This window comes from Mesorhizobium sp. M0664, from assembly GCF_040320565.1.
Classification (GTDB): domain Bacteria; phylum Pseudomonadota; class Alphaproteobacteria; order Rhizobiales; family Rhizobiaceae; genus Mesorhizobium.
On record NZ_JAMYPW010000043.1, the window covers coordinates 19,045 to 37,568 of the forward strand.

An 18,524-nucleotide genomic window follows, 5' to 3' on the forward strand; every position below is an offset into this window, starting at 1 on the left:
CCCATCCAGGGCGAGCTCGACGGTTGTTTTCTTACGTTTGACCAAGGTCCCGCGCAAACACTCCCCTTTCCCGCAGCAACTCATCAGGCTCAACGGCCTCGCGGCAGGCGCATTACGCCAGAAGCGCGCAACCGCATTGTTTTTTCCCGCCCGAGTCCTACGATCTTCGTTTTCCAGCGCCTCGCGGATATCGCCCAACTCGCCGATTTTGGATCAGATCCGTCCTAGCGCGCGAGCAGGCTCCGCGCTCGAGTTCGCTACGCTCCTCGCGCCTCTGCCGTTCATCGACCCGGTCTGGCTGTCGAGGACAGGGTTCCGCTGGGGCGACCAACATCTCCATTCTCACCGCCAGTGCAGCGGCCATTCGAAGCGCATCCTATACCCCTCCCCGGCAGCGCGCCCAATCGTCTTCCGAACGAAGAAGATATTCTCAGCCGCGCGCGTCGCGTTCGGCCCTGTCCGATGTCCGACAATGTCGGATGCGCAACATGGCAGAGCCCGATTTGTCCACTGCCTCGAACGGTTTTCTGATCTGGCACGGTGCATGCTTGGTCATCCGCAAGGCGTCGCGGACCAAGGAGAATCCGTCCCATGATCACCTCACCAAGAAATACCGCCGCAGGTCTCCTGGGTCCATCCAAAGATGAGGCTCGAGCAAGGCCTGGCCCCATGAAGAGCTTATTCATCTGGCTCGGCGCTGCCCGCCGATCCTCCCACGCGGGGAGACGGGGACGCAGCGCCTTCATCAAAATGAGGAACAAATCACTTTGCCTCGAACCTTGCCTTTCGACCAGCCACCACAACCGGAGCCATCGATCGTCCCCCTGGCTGCGCAAGGCGTTCATTGCCACCGCGCTGGCCCTGGTGACGACCACTCCGGCTCTGGCCGCCACCGACGGCGGCAAGGTGACGGATTTCCTGCTCGACAACGGCATGGAAGTGGTCGTAATCCCCGATCACGGCGCGCCGATCGTCACTCATATGGTCTGGTACAAGATCGGCAGCGCCGACGAGCCACCCGGCAAATCCGGCCTTGCCCATTTCCTCAAGCATCTGATGTTCAGGGCGACGACCAACCACGCCGCCGGCGAGTTCGACCGAGCCGTCTCAGCCATCGGCGGCTACAATAACGCCTTCACCGCCTATGACTACACCACCTTCCTCGAGACGGTGGCGCCCTCGGCGTTGGGTGAGATGATGGGCTTCGAGGCCGATCGCATGTTCAACCTCATCCTCAACGACGATGATATCAAGACCGAGCGCGACGTGATCCTGGAGGAGCGCCGTTGGCACAGAGAGACGAACCCGCATGCTCTGCTGGACGAGGAGGTCAACGCGACGTTGCGGCAGAACCAGCCCTACCGCATTCCGGTCATCGGCTGGATGCAGGAGATGGAGAAGCTGAACGGCACCGACGCATTCACCATCTACAACAAATACTACCGACCGAACAACGCCGTGCTGGTGGTGGCCGGCGACGTAGAACCTGAGACGGTGAAGGCGCTGGCCGAGAAGACCTATGGCAAGGTTGTGCGCGGGCCGGACCTGCCCCCGCGCAACCGTCCGGTCGAGCCGGAGCAGAACACCAGGCGCACAGTGACGCTGACCGATGCGCGCGTTTCGGTGCCGAGCTTTTCCACTCAATGGGTGGTGCCGTCCTATCATACGGCAGAGCCCGGCGAGGCCGAGGCGCTCGACCTGCTGGCCGAGATCCTCGGTGGCGGTAACCGCAGCCGGCTATATCAGGAGCTTGTCGTCAAGCAAGGCATAGCCTCGGCGGCCGGCGCCTCCTTCCAGGGCACCATGCTAGACGACACGAATTTCACTATCTCCGGCTCGCCGCGCGGCGATGCAAAGCTCGTCGATCTCGAAGCGGCGGCCGTTGCCGAAGTCGCCCGAATCGCCAAGGATGGCGTCACCAGCGACGAGCTGGACAAGGCCAAAGACCGCTATATCCGCTCGGTGATTTTTGCACACGACGAGCTGGACCACATCGCCAACATTTATGGCAAGACGCTCACCACCGGTGGCAATGTGAAGGACGTGCTCGAGAGGCCGGACCGCGTCCGCAAGGTCACCATCGACGAGGTCAAGGCGGTCGCCGCGCGTTATCTGGTGCTCGACCATTCGACCACAGGCTATCTTTTGCCGCAGCAACAGGCGGGGAATTGATCATGTGCTCCATCCCCATGCAAAAGCGCCGGCCGGTCTTCCCTTGGCGCGCCTTCGCCACCCTGTTCCTCTCCATCCTCTTTCTCATCTTGCGGGCGCTCGCCCGGTAAACGGGATCTGTTTAAAGCCGAGGATCGGTTTTCGCGGGCGTTGCCAGGCATTTGCCGGTTCAGGCGTCATTATTGGGGTGCGCTCCTCCTCAGGCCAGCCTCTCTTCAAGTCGATAGAGTCGCCGATTCGTGTTCCGCAGATTGTAGGCGCAGGCCACCAGCATCCACTCCGCGCGGCTGGCGAAGCCGATGTCCGTTGTTCAATCGTTCGACTAGTAGAACCGCGAGGCATCTTCTAGCGTATTCAGGTATTCTCCCTTTCCAGTTGGGTACCGTGGTCTACCAGCTGTCTGGCCGAGGCCCTATAAGGAACCCGGACCTCGCGCAGTACACACCGCACCTGCTATATATACCTGCTGCGTTGAGGAGGAATCCGGTATTGCCCCTGTGCCTGCCGATGATCCGTCACCTGAGATCCCCTGACCTGTTTGGACCCATTGATCGCCTGCCGGCACTTGGCACGCGGACTAGCGAGCGGACATTCGAGGTCCTCAACCCGTCGACTGGCGAAGTGCTGGCAGAACTACCCGACATGGGTGTCGAGGAGACATGCGCTGCGATCGACAAGGCCTATGTCGCTCAGCCTGGATGGGCAGGGTTGACCGCACGTGAGCGCAGCGACGTTCTATGGCGATGGCATCAGTTGATCATCGACCACGCCGACGATCTCGCCGAGATTCTCACCGCGGAGATGGGCAAGCCGCTTGCCGAAGCCAAGTCGGAGATATCGCATGCTGCGGCGTATCTGCAATGGTACGCCGAGGAGGCCAATCGCGTCTATGGCGAGACGATCTCCGCACCATCGATGGACCGCCGAATGCTGGTAATCAAGCAGCCCATCGGAGTTGTTGGCACGATAACGCCATGGAATTTCCCGGCCTCGATGGTGGCGCGCAAAATCTCGCCAGCCTTGGCGGCGGGCTGCACGATCGTCCTCAAGCCCGCTGAACAGACGCCGCTCGTGGCGGGAGCAATGTTCGCCCTCGCCCATCAGGCTGGCTTTCCCGAAGGCGTCGTCAACCTGATCTATGCGTCCGAAGGTGACGCGGTCGGCCGCGAACTTTGTACCAATCCCAAGGTCCGCAAGATCAGCTTCACCGGGTCGACTGAGATCGGGCGCCTTCTCATGCGCCAGTGCTCGGACCAGATCAAAAAAGTCAGCCTTGAGCTCGGCGGCAATGCACCTTTCATCGTCTTCGATGATGCCGATATCGATGCCGCGGTTGACGGTGCGATCCAGGCGAAGTTCCGCAATGCCGGCCAGACCTGCGTTTCGGCGAACCGCCTTTACGTCCAGTCGGGCGTTCACGACGAGTTCGTCGAGAAATTCGTGCAACGGGCTCGCCAACTTCAAGTTGGTGACGGTTTCGCTCCCGGAGTGGACATCGGACCGCTCATCGACAAGCGCGCTTTGGCCAAGATCGAATCCCATATTGCCGATGCCGTCGCCAAAGGCGGCGCAATTCGATGCGGGGGCAAACGCATCGGCACGAATGGCACGTTTTTCCAACCGACAGTCCTGACCGGTGTCTCCAGCGAGATGACCGTCGCGCAAGAAGAGACATTCGGGCCGCTGGCCCCGATTATTCGCTTCAAAGATGCGGATCAGGTCGTGCGTGAGGCCAACGACACGATCTACGGCCTCGCGGCCTACTTTTATGCCTCCAACCTGAAGCGTGTCTGGCGTGTGGCCGAGGCCTTGGAATATGGAATGGTCGGGGTAAATACCGGCCGGCTGTCTTCAGAAGCGGCGCCGTTCGGTGGGATAAAACAGTCCGGCATCGGGCGGGAGGGATCCCGCCATGGCCTCGAGGACTACCTCGAAATGAAATATCTCTGCATGGGCGGCATCTGAATTTTCGGCTTGCAGGGTTCACAGACCGGGTAACCTAGCGAGCGATCTCCACATATGTGAACTGTAGGATCGCTCCTCGATTGGGAACTGAGGGGCGGCTCCGTACCCGAGCAAACACGCAATCCTGAAGGAGGACCCTGGCTGGACTTATCTCTCGACGAGACAAGCGTCTGCATTGTCGGCGAAGACGGCGTGCATGTGACGGAGGATACGCTTGCGAGGGATTTGGCGGCCCTCGCCGAGTATCTTCAGGCGACGGGCTGTCGTTGCGCGGGTATGGTTGGAAGCTTGTGCACCATCGCGATCGTGAACGCTGGTTGTGCGCAATATCCGGTTTCTGGGGCAGAATTTTGAACCTGCTACCTTCCGATTGTCAGTAGCTCAGTTGTTCTTCGGCCGACTGCCGCGCCAGTACAGGCTCGGACAGAATCGAAGATACCATCAGGCAGGCATTCGCATTCGACATTTCCGGTGATCGGCGCACGATCCAGGGCGCGCCAGGTTGACCAAGCGCCTCGAACCGCATGACAGTCTTGACCGGCTGGAGGACGGAAATCCCGCGATGCCGAAGAGGTTGGTCAGCGCAGTCGAGCCCACACGGCATTTGCGGCACGAAACAGCAAGGGCTGGGAAGCGATCGGCCGAGCGGTCCTCGAAGGCGCGGGCCAGGGTGTCGACGATGCGTTGGTTCAGGTCCGCCAATCTGGTCTCTACCGTCTGATAGCGGCTTCGGTCGCCAGTGACAGCGAGTAAAGATATTTGGCATCATCGGCTTTGATTGCCGCGCAGATCTGGTCGAGATTGGGATAGCTCACTGGTGCACCTTTCGGCTCATAGTGCTTCCTCCTCATCGAGATGAGGATTGCCGGATTTGGCGTAGAACACCAACACGGGTCCGAGATCAAAGCGCGTCCCGGGCGCAAGGCGCTGGACGGACCGGGGCCATGTTTCGTCTGAGACGCCATCGATGCCTCGCGCCAGCGTTCTGGCGAATCGGGGCATCAGCGGAGCGAGTGTCGGTGCCAGGATCGCAGCGGCCGTCGTCTGAAGGGCTAGCGAAGTCCGATTGCGGGCGGGATAGAAACGTCGCGCCGCCGCATAGTCTTGCGCCCGACGGTAGATCACGCAATCGCGCACGAAATCGCAGACCTGAGCGGCCGCGCGCCGGAGCGAGAAGCCTTCGTCCGAATAGGCGCGTTCCATCGCCGCGCGATAGATCTCTATCCGAGCAAAGAAGGCGCGGTCGGCCGGGCTCCAGTCGCCTGCATCGGGTACATGGCCGCCAAAATCCTGCTGGATTTCCTGGTTCAACGCATCAAGCCAGTTCAGCCAAATCCCTTGGAACACCTCGTTCTCGGTGCGGCGCAGCGCGGCCAGCGTGAAATCCGTCCGCTCACTTTCGGGGCGTGTCAGGCCCAAATGGAGGCGCACGACGTCGACTGTCTTTGGGCTCAGAACCTCCTTGCCCCAGACCGCATGGCGGCAGCTGGTTGAGAACTTCTTCCCGTCGAGCAGGTAGAACTCGTTGACGTGATAGCGGATGCGTGGCGTCCAGTGGGAGAAGACCTCGGCGTAAAGAGCGGGGTAGAGTAGCGCGTGGTAGAACGAATTGTCGAAGCCGAAGAAATGGACAATCTGCCAGTCGTTGCCGGGCATCTCCGCCTTCCAGTCGCGACCCAGCAAGCGGCCGAGCGCCTGGATGTTGTAAAGAAAACCGAAGGCCATTTCCGGCCAGACCCAGATCACTTGCCCCGGGAACCCTTCGGCCGGCAGGCCCCAGTCCGAGGGGTGGGTAATGGGCACTGAAAAGTTGCCGCGTCGGCGTAGGCGCGCGAAGAGATCCAAGATCCGTAGCGGGACGCCCGACGCCCTTAGATGCCGGTCGATATTGTCGTAGCATCGGTCCAAGGCAAGTTCCGGGCGGCGGACGGAGCCGACCAGCGGCGCCTCGGCAGACTGCCGTGACCGGGCTGCACCCAAGTCGTGGCAAAGGTTTGGGGCGCCGCATTCCTCGCAGATGTTGCCACCAGCGGAGCCGCCGCAATCGGGGCAGAGGCCGCTAACATCCGGCTCGTAAAGATAGTGGCCTGTCACAGCATCGAAAAGCGCAGGGCTCTGGCGCAGATCTACCGCCGTACTGCTCAGAAGACTGCGGAAACACGCGGCTTGAAACTCGCCGTAACCGTCATCGCCCATTGTGGGTTGGAAGCTGTGGACGTCACAATCGAGAAGTGCAAGCGTGGCGCGAATCTCGTCGGCGTAGTAGCGCGCCACGTTTGCAGGCGTCGATTGATCGGCATCGGCGCGTATCGTGACGTAGCTCTGGTAATCGTCGCTTCCTGTCAGGTGGTAGGCCTCGACCCCTTTCATGCGCAGGAAACGAGTATAGACGTCGGCGCCGAAATAGGGGCCAGAAAGATGCCCCAGATGCAGATCGCCATTTGGCGTTGGCGGCGTGGAGAAGACGAAGATCGGCCCGCGTGGAGCCGTGATCTTTGCAGCGGCATCAAGGGCGGCCTCGCCGTCTCGCCAGTAGACATCGACGAAATCTAGGTCTTCGTTTCCGTCGTTGCGCAGCACATGCGCTTCAAAAGGGTGGAACAGAACGACATCGCCCGCCTCGACCGAGATTTCCCCACGGTCGGTCGTGACCTTGCCCGCGCCAGACAGGACCACGAAGGCCTCGATTTCGTCGTGCCGATGGGGCTCGGATGTAACGCCCGGTCCAACCTTTCCGAATGAAAACCCCGTGCGAGCGCTGCCCGTTCCAAGCGTGGCCGTGTCGATACCGAACGCCCGCGACAGCTCCGTTCGAGAAAACGTGTATTTGCGCATGACGAACCTAAGCTGTTGAAGCAGTGGGATCTTCGGCTGCCAACGCAACAGCCTCTTGTGCAAGTTGCGCAGAGAAGCGGCAGCTCAACCCGTTGGCGGCCCCGGCCAGAATAATGCGGCTCTGGGCCGCCAGGCGGGGGACGAGGGCGGCGCCAGTCGGGCTGTAGGCGTCATAGAAGACCGGCCTGCGACCACCTCCACAATCCACGTGCCGAAGCGTCGTAACGGGCTGCGGTCGCTCCGCGAGCCCGCAAATCAGAACGCCATACTCTCCGCGCATTTTTGAGCGGCCGATCAGTTTCGTGTGCATGCCTCCGCCTTGCTGCGTGAGCTCAATCGCGATAGAAAATGCCATTTGGGGGCTTGAGATTGTCGAGATCGGCCACTTTGCCCTCGGGTGGGTTAAGGGCGCGCTTAAGCACGTTATATTCAGCGCGGGTCGGTCCACCGGTTGAAGCACGCTGGAACACCAAGTAGAGTGTCCGCCGCGAACGATTGCTTTTGTTCGGTCGTGAGTAGTGCGGTGCGTAATCGTCGAAGATGAAGATGTCGCCAGCCTTCCATACTACGGGTTCCCAGGAGAACATTTCGGCGACTTGAGGATCGATCACCCCGCCGGCATCCATGGGAAACACCCCCTTCTTGTGGTTGCCGGGGCTGAAGAAAAGCCCGCCGTTTTCCGGGTCGGAGTCGTCGATGCCTATGGCAACCACCGCATGGACCATCCGGTCGGGGAGTTTGTGTGGAATGTGATAAATGTCCTGATGCGGGAGATAGCCGCCGCTGTCGGGGTAGTGGAAAATCAGCAACTCCTTGAGCCTGCGCGAATCTTCGCCAAGCAAATCCTCGACCGCTGACTTTATGCGCTGATCTTCTAAGAGCAAACGACGCAATGGATCATGGAAGTCGAGAAAATTCTCGATCTTGGAGATGATCTTTCGATTGTCCGTCGTCTTCTCGAACCACATGAGCCATTTATCATCGCTGACATCCCAGCGTGACATATCTTCGACAAAAGTAGAGATATCTTCCTGAGCCGCTGGAGCGAAGAACCTTTCGAGCTTGACGTATCCGTCTTTCTGCCAGTTTTCTCTTTGTGCATCAGTCAACATGCGAAAAGCCTCCTGTTGGAAAGACTGGTTGGTCGGACATCCCAATTAGGGCAGTCGGGCGCTGGTCAAGTTGCGGGTCCACGGAGACGGACTCACGTCATGTGGGACGGCGATGCTAAGTGCGTTCCGCTCCGGCGGATATTCTCCGCAGAAGCTCGGCGCGAGACTGCCTATGTCAGGCTCAGCCGGGTCCAGGGGTTCCGTAAACTGGGCCGGATCAATCGCTTCACCCGGTCCAGCCACGACACGCATCGCTAAAGGCCGGCACCATCCGCTGACCGCCGACCCAGCCATGGCCGCCAAGACCACGGCGCTCTTTCGAGTGAGCGACCTGGTACGGTCTTGACAACCGTAGGGGAAATGCACGCCCCCAGAATAATGCGATGCGCCGCTTGGTCCAAGGGCTTGTTCGGTCACGATGATTTCGGAGAAGACTCCGGCCTTCGCCGCAGCGGAGGCGGACATCATTCCTAGGATGCCACCGCCAATGATCAAAAGTCTACGAGTCATATCCCGCTGCCCATTTCTTCGGCTGCGGGGGCGGGCCAGCTCGCGATCGAGGTATGGCTGATGAAGCCAGGATGCTCGGGGTTCGCGCATGGCGCGCGCCCAAGAAGGCTATCGAGGATGCGGCGCGCGCGCCAGGCCAGCAGGCTTAGGTTCGGATCGGCCAAGCCGCGCTGCCCGAGGCTCGCGTTTTGTACGAAGATGCGTCTGTCACGCGGTCCGTCCCAGCTCACCGAAAAATCCTCGCGAATAGCTAATTCATTGTCGATCTGCTCCAGCCGGTGCGCGATGGGCTTCAAGAAGTCTGGCACCGCGTTCTGGTAACCGGTGGCCAGGATGACGATGTCAGCCGTGACTTCTTCGACCTCGTCCATGCCGTGCTGCAGGGTCAGCCTGTGACCCGCGCCGGCGTTGATGCAGTGCGAGACGGTGCAGCCCGGCCGCAGTGTGATGTCGCATCGCTTTGGTTCGAAAAATGCGTGGCGGTACAGCGCCTGATAGATTGCGCGCAACGTGCCTTCCGAAATGCCGTCGGAGGCAAGCACGAAACGCCGCAGGAGCAGCTTACGCTGCGACTCGCTCATCGCCGCGAAACGATCCGAAAAGCAGGGCATGAACAACTCGTTTGTGAACGGGCTGTTGTCCAGAGGCAGATAGTTTTCGCGCTGCGAGACCCAAGTGATCGAGGCAGGCCGCCGTTCTTTCGGCAGGCCGACAAGATGCAACATCACCTCGGCTCCCGACTGGCCTCCGCCGACCACGCAGACATGCTTTCTCCGCACCTCAGGGTGGATGTGCAGTAAAACAGATGAGTGGAACAGGTTGCGTCCAATCCAGCCCTGAAACTGAGGTGGGATTTGCGCCTGCTTGCCAATGCCAACCACGACGTTTCTGGCGCCGAGAACCGCGTTATCGGTCCTCACCCGAAACGCGCCGTCAAAGCGGATTTCGTGCACGGTCTCGCCGCCATGGACAAGTGGGTTCCTGTGGAAGGCCCAGTTCAGGTACTGCTCAAACTCAGCTCTGAACACAGCCTCGAACTGTGCGTTCAGGAAGTGGTACAGACGCCCGTTCTCGTACAGGTAGTTTACGAAAGTGTAGGCTGATCGCGGATTCACCAGTGTGACCAGGTCCTTGAAGTGGCTGACCTGGAGCTCCGAGGAATCGAATGCGATGCCTGGATGCCAGCGGAAGTCGACCTGCCGATCCAGGAACAGTGCCCCTTGCCCAACTTGCTCGTGTATCTGACACGCAAGGCTCAAATTAGACGGCCCAGCACCGACCCCAACGCAAGATAACTCCACTGCTTCCTCCTATAGAGTCTTCCCACTAGGCGGCTTGTTCGCGGCAAATATCGGCCATAGCCATTGGGCCCCCTCGCGGACGTTTCGAGCCCCGGTCCCGACCGCGTTTGCGAGAATTTGTCCAGCGCGTTCGGGTCGTCGAATGTAGACCCGAGCATTCCAGCGCGGTGACAATCGACGGGTCATGCCGGCGAGTGGGGCAACGACGTATGTCCTTTCCGCCCGTCTGGATGCCCGCGTCGCCGTCACGCGAGGAGCTTTCCAGGCCATTGAGGTGTTTGAAGCCGGCGCAATCGCCCGCCTCGACCATGACGCGCCGGCCTTTCGGCGGCTTGATGGCAGGCGAGAGCGCGGTTTTCACTGCGGCGACGGCATTTTCGGTGCGCATGATCATGGACGGCGTCTCGCTGATGCGTTCGCAGAGTCCCATGCATGGGCCGTGCCAGAGAAGGAAATTTTATTAAACAATGGGTTGGCGGATTTGCGATCCTGTCGGAAATCCGACATTGAGGGGGACGCCTCACGGCGGCGCCTGATTTGCACGTCGATGTCGCCTTCCGAATAGCTAATCGGGCACTTTTCTGCAGAGACCAGCACGACGTCCTCATGAACGGACAGTGCAGAACCTTGTGTCTCTGCCGGACAGATCGCGATGTGCCTTGTTCATCGAGGTCGGCAGTTGCAAGAGTTGCCAGATCCTTCGCCAGTCGTGCCGTTGCACTGGCTCGATCCCGACATCCTCGGAGGCCGCGATCATGAAGAGTGACGCAATCTCATGTCCGCCGCGAGGCCTCTCTCATGGGTAAGCAATTCTCCATGTTGGTATCGGATCGATGCTCTTGATGAGATGGTCGCGGATGGGCACATGCCCAGTCCTAAGCGCATCAAAGATTTGCGCGATATGGGACCTTCACCAACTGGATTGTCGAATCTCTGTAAAGATAGCCGGAAGACAATCGCGTTATGACCACTCTGCCGGTTCCAAAAGCACGTGCGCCATTCGGTCCCTGCGACTCAATCCAGGCGGAGGGATAAGGCCGCAAAGCAGTCTTTTGCGCGCCGACCGGTGGGCCAGGATGGAGCCATCGTAAACGCAGTTATTCGATGATCGCCGCCGCGGAGTCCTCAGGCTGTGCCGCGCCCGACATCGGCGACGTAGTGGTCGTCGATCGCCCCGTCGCCAATGTCGAGCCAGCTCGGCCAGTTTCGCAGTGAGCTTCACTGCTTATTCCGCAGTGCCCACCGAGCTCGCACAGGAGGTTCTATCAGGCCGTCACGGCTGCATTCGTTGTCGGATCTTCGACGATGTCGGACATGAGACACAGCGCCATCAGGGTGATCGCGTTGTTCTGAAATGATTTTCTCATTTGGCACGACACATGCGGGGCTATCCGCAAACGCGCTGCGGCACGGAAAAAGGAGAAATCATCCCATGATCATGCGCGCCGAACATGCGGTCGCCGCTGCGATAACAAAGCTCTCCCGAGCCTAAGGAGAACCTTGAAATTGTTTTCCACGACATCATTCTTCACGTTATCCTGACATGACCGCATTCGATTTCCGCCCAACGCTGAATGCTCCCGACGATGATCCCTATCTTTGGCTCGAAGATGTAGAAGGCGAACGGGCACTTGCCTGGGCCGCCAGCCAGTCGGCCAGAACCCTGGGGCACTTCGGTGTAACGCAGTTCGATCGCGACCGTGACGCCCTGACAGCGATCTTCGACCGTCCTGACAAGATTTCCTTGATCACCCGCCGTGGCCAGTACCTCTACGATTTCTGGCAAGATGCCGGAAATCCGCGCGGACTGTGGCGCCGGACCACCCTTGCCGCCTACATGAAAATGGATCCCCAGTGGGAGCTACTGCTCGATCTGGACGCCCTCGCCGCTAGCGACGGAGAGGACTGGATCTGGCGCGGCGCGTCGCTCGAGCCAGAGAGACGGGAAAGAGCCGTTCTGCGCCTGTCGCGCGGCGGCAGCGACGCGGTCGTGCATCGCGAATTCGATCTGGGGTCTCTTAGCTTCGTCGCCGACGGTTTCAACCTCGCGGAGGCCAAGGGCGGGGTTAATTGGCTCGACCCTGACACGCTTCTGCTTTCCAGTGCGCTTGGTGATGGCATGGCCACCCGCTCCGGCTACGCGCGCACCGTGCGGCTGTGGAAGCGTGGCGCGGATCCGCTCACCGCGCCGGTAATATTCGAAACCGGTTCCGACTCCATGGGCGTGTCCGGCCATCTGGACCGCACCGCCGAGAGCGAGCGCCTTTGGTTCATCGAGACGCCGGCCTTCTTTGAAATGATAGGTCATATCGGCGACAGGAGCGGTCCGAAGATGCAGATCCACCTTCCGCGGGACGCCCGATGGAATGGATTCGGCGACTGGCTGGCGGCGTCGGGACAGCCCTATCCGCCTATCCTGCTCGCCACCACGAAGCGGGACGACCGCGTCCATCCGGGCCACGCGCATAAGATGGCCGCGAAGCTGCAGGCTCTTGGCTATCCGGCCTACTTTACTTTTACGAGCCCAGCGCGGGCGGCACGGCTACGGCAAGGACAACCGGGAGCGGCCCGCGTTCATGCCTGGGCAAAAATTTCCTTCGCAGTTCGATCGGCTGGCAAACCGATGTCGGTCGATAGGTGACCGGGGCCAACACGAGCAACTTTTCAATAGTGAGTACAGATTGCTGATCGCGAGCACGGCGCAAATAATGTGTGCACAGTTTCACGCAGATGCTCCGTTCATCTCAGCAATTCCAACAGGTTTTTTCATAGTGCAGTCCATCATTTCTGAAGAGCAAGGAGAGAATATCATGGCGAGAAAGCAAACGGGCGTGGCGCGGGGAGCAACAGCGGCCGTCGTCCTCATTGTGGTGGGACAGCAGGCCGTCGCGGCGGACCTTGAGCAAGCCGCGAGCGTCCCGCAGGCGGGAGCCGCGGTCACGGAATGGCCAAACCCTTGGCAGATACGCCTGCGCGCGTTGGGGGTCATCACTGAAAATTCGGGCTACGTCAATGCAGTGCCAGGCTCCGGTCTTTCCTATTCGGATACCGTAACGCCGGAACTCGATATCTCCTATTTCTTCACGGACAACATCGCCGCCGAACTCATACTCGGCACGACTTACGCCAACATCGACGGCCAAGGGACGATCGGTGGGCTGGGCAAGGTGGGCAAGGTTTGGCTGCTGCCGCCCACACTCACATTGCAGTATCATTTTACCAGTCTCGGCACCTTCAGGCCCTATGTCGGTGCCGGCGTGAACTACACGGTCTTCTATAACCAGGATGCCGGCAGCGCGGATGCTCTCAAGGTCGAGAACACGTTCGGCACCGCGCTACAGGTCGGATTCGACTACATGGTGGATCAGCACTGGGGCGTCAACTTCGACGTGAAGAAGCTTTTCCTGAAGCCAGATTTCGACGTCACGGTAGACGGCGCGAAGCTAACGGGCAAGGCCGAGCTCGATCCCTGGTTGATAGGCGCAGGGGTCAGCTATCGTTTCTGATAGCGAAAGGCGAAGAAGGCTCTTGTTGAAGCCCCGACACTAAGTTAGCGGCCGTTCGGGCAGCCGATCTGAAATAAAGGGCGCCTCGTGCGCCCTTATACCTCAGAGCCTTGACGCTCCGAAAAGGTGAAATTGAGAGACGTGTCTTCACTTCTAGCGCAGCAACATTCAACGGCAACACCAACAAGCTTGGCTTGAGACGCTAATAGAGGATGTCGTCCGATTTTTCGCACGCGGGCAGCAGGTGATCATCGATCATGTCGGCAAACCTCGCCGGGAACTATTCAAGGAGATCGAGCGAGCAGCCTTGAGGCAGTTGCCGGCGGCACCGTTCGAACGATGTCGAATGGAAGGTGCCAGATGCCCGACATCGCATCCCGCCGACCCGCGAGCTCGACAACGGGATTGGTCGAGAGACCCGCCCGAGCCCAATAAGGCGCGCGGGCTGCAGGGACCGGGCAGCTGCGCATATCTAGCGACATTCGCTCCGAAGCCCAGAAAGAGCGCGTGGGTATGGCCGGGAAAATACCGCGAGGGGCGGCGATCTCCAGGTCCACGCGCCATTCAGCGGCAGCCCGAGTTCGCGGATGATTAGTTCGGGCACCCGGATTGCAAGCATTGCTCCTATTTTTTGCGGTCTTATCAAAGATCCTATGACGGGTGGTGGATAGCGACCAGCACCTGATAGGTCCGAATGTCCTCTCGCCCGAGCAAGTCCGTCGACTTACAGAAGTAGCGGGCGAACAGCGACACCTGTTGCAGATACGAAAGCTGGGTGGACGCGAGGTTGCGCACCTCCATGTCCTCGGTCGTGCGCTGGCGAAGTTGGGTCATGACAAACTCCTCCTGCCGGCGGCACACACCCTCCTTGTTGCTCCGCAATCGCGGAGCGGGTTAGTACTACAGTTGCGGATGTCTATGCCGTTTGTAATGACAGATGGTGGCCGCGGCCTGATGTCGTCGTCGCCATAGCGACCAGGCGATGATGAAGGGCTTTTGTGTCGGTGGGAAGATGAGGATCCGGGCGAGGAGATAGCGGATCTCGGGGACGCTCGGACGAGCGCAGCCATCCGGATCAGGCGGCGATTGGCTCCTTTGGACTCGTTTCGTTCGGTTTGCTCCATGCGCTGCGGCGAAGATCAGCCGACAGCTTCGAGAGGAATGCCAGGGCGGCCATGCACAGGCTCATGTGGCGATGCCATCCATGCCAGGACCGAGCCTCGCAATGATCAAGTCCGAGATCATCCTTGGCGCGCTCAAAGTACTCCTCGATCGCCCAGCGCAGGCCGGCCACTGCCGCCAATTCGGCCAAGGAGGAACCCGGTGGGACGAAGACCAGGTAGCAGGCTTTTTCTCCGGATGTCGATCGCTTGCGGCGGACGCTTCAGCGCTGTGAGCTCCTGCTCCCAAGCCAACAACGACCCTGACCACGAAGCGACAGACATGGTTCCCTCCATACCTGTCGAAGTGAATCAGAGAATCAAATTATCCGCAACTGTAGTATTAGTCCAATTGCGGGAGTCAACGGGCTTCGTCGCCACCATGACCTTGACCGCACCCGTCGACTCGTCACGACGTCGCCTTCAGGGCGCGGATCACTGCGGCCACCGTCTTGGTATCGGCGCCCCGGCCGGCGCGCATCGCGATGCCGTAGATCTCAAGCTCGATCATGCCGGCGTCTAGGTGGCTTGCCGTTTCCGCTGCTTCGCTGGGCGCTTGGCTACAGGTTCCGCCGCCGTCACAACCGCCGGCACAAAGGCAGGAGAATCTTGCTGCACCGAAGCAGCCTGTTTGCGCGCTTCGCGGCACTAGGCGAAGACCTGCTGCGGCCTAAGGCCATAACGACGGGCGACATCGGAAATGATGGCAAGGCTCCAGCGTCTCCGCAATGATCCGCGCCTTGTTATCCACCGACCAATGGCGCCGACCGCCGGCAAGGTATCCCGGCCGCCTCCTTGAAATCAGCAAATCGTGTACGGCAGTTCGCTGCGTCGGTCGTGGTCGATCGTAATGGTGCTGTTGAGCGGCGGGATGGCACGTTGAATGCAATCCCTGCGCTCGCAAATACGGCAAGAAACCCCGATGGGCTCGAAGGCTGAGCTGTTGGCAAAATCGAGCCAGTCGGCATAGACGAAATCGCCCGCGTCGGAAATCTCGCATCCGAGTGCGATCGCATAGCGTCGATGAGGAGAGCCAAATCCACCGTCCGCCTTGGTGATTTCCGTGGCGATACTGAGATAGCGCACACCGTCTGGCGTCTCGGCCAGCTGGCAAATCATGCGACCTGGGGTTTCGAACGCCTGATGAGCGTTCCACAACGGGCAAGCTGCACCGTAGCGAGCGAACTGCAACTTCGCAGCGCTGTGGCGCTTGGTGATGTTGCCAGCCCGGTCGATGCGCGCGAAAAAGACCGGAACGCCCTTCAACCGAGGCCTTTGCAACGTTGAGAGACGATGCGCCACCTGCTCAAGGCTGGCGCCGAAGCGCATAGCGAGCAGCTGGAGGTCGTGCCGAAGTTCTTTTGCAGCGGTAAGGAAGTGACCGTATGGCAACATGAGGGCGCCGGCAAAATAATTCTGGAGGCCGATCCTGCATATCTCTGCCGCTTCGGAGGTCCGGAAGCGCGCTCGCTCGATGATCGCGTCGATTTCCGCGCGGTGCTCCAAGGCGCCGATCTGGAGTGCCATCTGAAAACTCCGCGTCGGCGCAGGTGAGTATGAGTTCAAGTACAGCACGCGCGCGGAAGGGTCGAAGCGCCTGATTGCCCGCTCGCCATTGCTGGCGCGCGCAATGCGAATGTGATGATGCTGTTCCAGATGATCCGCCAAAGCCGTACCGACATCTCGGTCCGGCAAGCCCAAGGCCTTCCCCAGGTGCTCGGCCGCGCGGTCGAGCTCGTCGATATAGTTGTCAACAAAATGAAAGAAGTCCCGCACTTCCTCGTAGGGTGTCGGCTCGGCAAAAGCATTGGTTCGGATCAGCTGGTCGTCGAAGCCGGCAAGCTGCTCGCTATTCCTGCGATATGCCTGATGACAGGTGATCAGTGCATGGGCAAGAGACGGTGCGTTTTGGGCAACGAGCTTTATTTCCTGGAATCCGGCTGAAACACCGCCGAATACGGGGTCAGCAAGTGCCTCGCTCAGCGCCGAGAGCAGCCGGTCGGCCTCGCTGCCGCCGATCGAAGCGATGTCCACATGGAATTTTTCGGCGAGCGCAAGAAGCACCGCAGCTGACACGGGCCGTTGGTTGTTTTCTATCTGGTTCAGATAGCTGGTTGAAATCCCCAGACGCTCGGCGAATGCCGCCTGGGTAGCTTTGTTGGCCTCCCGCAGTTCGCGGACGCGGCGTCCAATGAAGAGCTTACCGTTTGCCATTTGCAAAATCGCATGTTGCTGTTTGCAATTTCATACATTTCGCAATCGCGCCCGGTCAAGCCTTTCACGTTCATTGCCGGCGAACTAATGCGGAGCGTAATTCCAGTGGAGGCGCTCATGCGATTGTCCAGCGAAGCAAACCCCAGTTCGAGACAAAACCAGCTGGCCGCGATGCAGTCGGTTTTCAACCTGTTCGAAGCAAAGGCTGGCCGCTGATGCGAGCTGTTCTTGAACAACTCGAGATCCGTCGTGCGCAGGCTCGCACGGGCGGAGGGCAGAAGCGTGTCGATGCTCAACACGCAAAAGGTAAGCTGACCGCCCGAGAGCGCCTCGTGGTGCTTCTGGATGAAGGCTCCTTCGAAGAATACGACATGTATGTCACGCATCGCGCCACGGACTTCGGCATGGCTGAACAGAAGGTCGCTGGGGATGGCGTGGTCACAGGCTGGGGTGCGATCAACGGCAGGCTTGTTTACGTCTTCTCACAGGACTTCACCGTGCTCGGCGGATCGCTGTCGGAGACACACGCGCAGAAGATCTGCAAGATCATGGACATGGCGGTGCGCAATGGGGCGCCGGTCATTGGCCTCAACGATTCCGGTGGTGCGCGCATCCAGGAGGGTGTCGCCTCGCTTGCCGGCTACGCCGACGTCTTCAAGCGCAATGTCGATGCTTCCGGCGTCATTCCGCAGATTTCGGTGATCATGGGCCCGTGCGCCGGCGGCGCGGTCTATTCCCCGGCCATGACCGACTTCATCTTCATGGTGCGGGATTCTTCCTACATGTTCGTGACCGGCCCCGACGTGGTCAAGACGGTCACCAACGAAATCGTCACCGCGGAGGAACTGGGCGGCGCGGCAACACACACGCAAAAGTCCTCTGTTGCGGACGGGGCTTTCGAAAACGACATCGAGGCTTTGGAAGAGGTTCGGCGCCTCTTTGATTTCCTGCCACTCAACAACAGGGAAAAGCCGCCCGTGCGGCCCTTTTACGACGATCCGGAACGGCTCGAGTTGCGCCTCGACACGCTGGCGCCAGAGAGCGCCAACAAGCCCTACGACATGAAGGATCTGATCCTTGCTGTTGCCGATGAAGGCGACTTCTTCGAGCTTCAGGCTGCCTTCGCCCGCAACATCATCACCGGATTTGTGCGCATTGAGGGCAGGACGGCAGGCGTCGTCGCCAATCAGCCGATGGTGCTGGCCGGATGCCTCGACATAGATTCCTCCCGCAAGGCGGCGCGTTTCGTTCGCTTCTGCAACGCCTTCGACATCCCGATCCTGACGCTCGTCGACGTGCCGGGTTTCCTGCCGGGCACCGCCCAGGAATATGGCGGCGTCATCAAGCACGGCGCCAAGCTGCTGTTTGCCTATTCCCAGGCGACCGTACCGATGGTCACGTTGATCACGCGCAAGGCTTATGGCGGCGCCTACGACGTGATGGCTTCAAAACATATTGGAGCCGACATCAACTATGCCTGGCCGACCGCCGAAATAGCGGTGATGGGCGCAAAGGGCGCTGCCGAGATCCTCTATCGATCCGAACTCGGCGATCCCGAGAGGCTGGCTGCTCGTACCAAGGAATACGAGCAGCGCTTCGCCAACCCCTTCATTGCCGCCGAGCGCGGTTTCATCGACGAGGTGATCATGCCACATTCCTCACGCAAGCGGATCGCGCGTGCCTTTGCCGCGCTGCGGGGAAAAAGTGTCGAGACGCGCTGGAAGAAGCATGACACCATCCCGCTTTGAG

General features: G+C 60.0%; 10 protein-coding genes and 3 pseudogenes. 6 read left to right on the forward strand and 7 right to left on the reverse strand.

The annotated features are described in order from the left end of the window. Positions 1-750: 750 nt before the first annotated feature. Both NKI39_RS27105 and NKI39_RS27110 read left to right on the forward strand, forming a co-directional pair. Entirely contained in the window at positions 751-2,172 is a 1,422-nt protein-coding gene (locus NKI39_RS27105) for a M16 family metallopeptidase (protein ID WP_352835690.1), read from the forward strand. Between the two features lie 507 nt (positions 2,173-2,679). After that, a complete protein-coding gene (locus tag NKI39_RS27110) occupies positions 2,680-4,137 on the forward strand; it encodes an NAD-dependent succinate-semialdehyde dehydrogenase (protein WP_502898618.1) in 1,458 nt (485 codons plus the stop codon). Between the two features lie 831 nt (positions 4,138-4,968). Here the strand turns inward: NKI39_RS27110 and NKI39_RS27115 are convergent. The 4 genes from NKI39_RS27115 to NKI39_RS27130 all read right to left on the reverse strand — a co-directional run bounded on the left by NKI39_RS27115 (position 4,969) and on the right by NKI39_RS27130 (position 10,289). Beyond that, positions 4,969-6,972, reverse strand: a complete 2,004-nt coding sequence (locus tag NKI39_RS27115) for a class I tRNA ligase family protein (protein WP_352835696.1) — start codon at positions 6,970-6,972, stop codon at positions 4,969-4,971. Between the two features lie 332 nt (positions 6,973-7,304). Beyond that, positions 7,305-8,084, reverse strand: coding sequence for a phytanoyl-CoA dioxygenase family protein (locus NKI39_RS27120; RefSeq protein WP_352835698.1), 780 nt, complete (start codon positions 8,082-8,084; stop codon positions 7,305-7,307). A 506-nt stretch (positions 8,085-8,590) separates the two neighbouring features. Beyond that, entirely contained in the window at positions 8,591-9,853 is a 1,263-nt protein-coding gene (locus tag NKI39_RS27125; protein ID WP_352835701.1) for a lysine N(6)-hydroxylase/L-ornithine N(5)-oxygenase family protein, read from the reverse strand. Positions 9,854-9,920: 67 nt separating this feature from the next. Continuing rightward, positions 9,921-10,289: an iron-sulfur cluster assembly accessory protein gene (locus tag NKI39_RS27130; RefSeq protein ID WP_352835704.1), complete on the reverse strand. Its 369-nt coding sequence runs from the start codon at positions 10,287-10,289 to the stop codon at positions 9,921-9,923. Positions 10,290-11,438: 1,149 nt separating this feature from the next. Between NKI39_RS27130 and NKI39_RS27135 the strand changes: the two are divergent. Then, positions 11,439-12,284, forward strand: a pseudogene (locus tag NKI39_RS27135) (prolyl oligopeptidase family protein); the annotation flags it as partial. Positions 12,285-12,705: 421 nt separating this feature from the next. After that, the gene (locus tag NKI39_RS27140) at positions 12,706-13,401 is read left to right on the forward strand and encodes an OmpW/AlkL family protein (protein ID WP_352835745.1); all 696 of its coding nucleotides are present in this window, start codon (positions 12,706-12,708) and stop codon (positions 13,399-13,401) included. 669 nt (positions 13,402-14,070) lie between these two features. On the opposite strand, the pseudogene NKI39_RS27145 reads toward NKI39_RS27140, so the two are convergent. The 3 genes and pseudogenes from NKI39_RS27145 to NKI39_RS27155 form a co-directional block, all read right to left on the reverse strand. After that, positions 14,071-14,235, reverse strand: a pseudogene (locus tag NKI39_RS27145) (integrase); the annotation flags it as partial. A 241-nt stretch (positions 14,236-14,476) separates the two neighbouring features. Then, a pseudogene (locus NKI39_RS27150) lies at positions 14,477-14,728 on the reverse strand (transposase); the annotation flags it as partial. 634 nt (positions 14,729-15,362) lie between these two features. Then, complete coding sequence (locus NKI39_RS27155; protein WP_352835709.1) at positions 15,363-16,775, reverse strand: helix-turn-helix domain-containing protein; 1,413 nt, start codon at positions 16,773-16,775, stop codon at positions 15,363-15,365. Between the two features lie 12 nt (positions 16,776-16,787). Between NKI39_RS27155 and NKI39_RS27160 the strand changes: the two genes are divergently transcribed. Together NKI39_RS27160 and NKI39_RS27165 are read left to right on the forward strand one after the other, a co-directional pair. After that, positions 16,788-16,991, forward strand: a complete 204-nt coding sequence (locus tag NKI39_RS27160) for a hypothetical protein (RefSeq protein ID WP_352835712.1) — start codon at positions 16,788-16,790, stop codon at positions 16,989-16,991. After that, the gene (locus tag NKI39_RS27165) at positions 16,991-18,523 is read left to right on the forward strand and encodes an acyl-CoA carboxylase subunit beta (protein ID WP_352835715.1); all 1,533 of its coding nucleotides are present in this window, start codon (positions 16,991-16,993) and stop codon (positions 18,521-18,523) included. Before NKI39_RS27160 ends, NKI39_RS27165 begins: the two co-directional genes overlap by 1 nt. Position 18,524: the final 1 nt, after the last annotated feature.

Coding starts and splice junctions, on each gene's coding strand:
- NKI39_RS27105 (WP_352835690.1), top strand. CDS start 751: ATGAGGAACAAATCACTTTGCCTCGAACCTTGCCTTTCGACCAGCCAC.
- NKI39_RS27110 (WP_502898618.1), top strand. CDS start 2,680: ATGATCCGTCACCTGAGATCCCCTGACCTGTTTGGACCCATTGATCGC.
- NKI39_RS27115 (WP_352835696.1), bottom strand. CDS start 6,972: ATGCGCAAATACACGTTTTCTCGAACGGAGCTGTCGCGGGCGTTCGGT.
- NKI39_RS27120 (WP_352835698.1), bottom strand. CDS start 8,084: ATGTTGACTGATGCACAAAGAGAAAACTGGCAGAAAGACGGATACGTC.
- NKI39_RS27130 (WP_352835704.1), bottom strand. CDS start 10,289: ATGATCATGCGCACCGAAAATGCCGTCGCCGCAGTGAAAACCGCGCTC.
- NKI39_RS27140 (WP_352835745.1), top strand. CDS start 12,706: ATGGCGAGAAAGCAAACGGGCGTGGCGCGGGGAGCAACAGCGGCCGTC.
- NKI39_RS27155 (WP_352835709.1), bottom strand. CDS start 16,775: ATGGCAAACGGTAAGCTCTTCATTGGACGCCGCGTCCGCGAACTGCGG.
- NKI39_RS27160 (WP_352835712.1), top strand. CDS start 16,788: ATGTTGCTGTTTGCAATTTCATACATTTCGCAATCGCGCCCGGTCAAG.
- NKI39_RS27165 (WP_352835715.1), top strand. CDS start 16,991: ATGCGAGCTGTTCTTGAACAACTCGAGATCCGTCGTGCGCAGGCTCGC.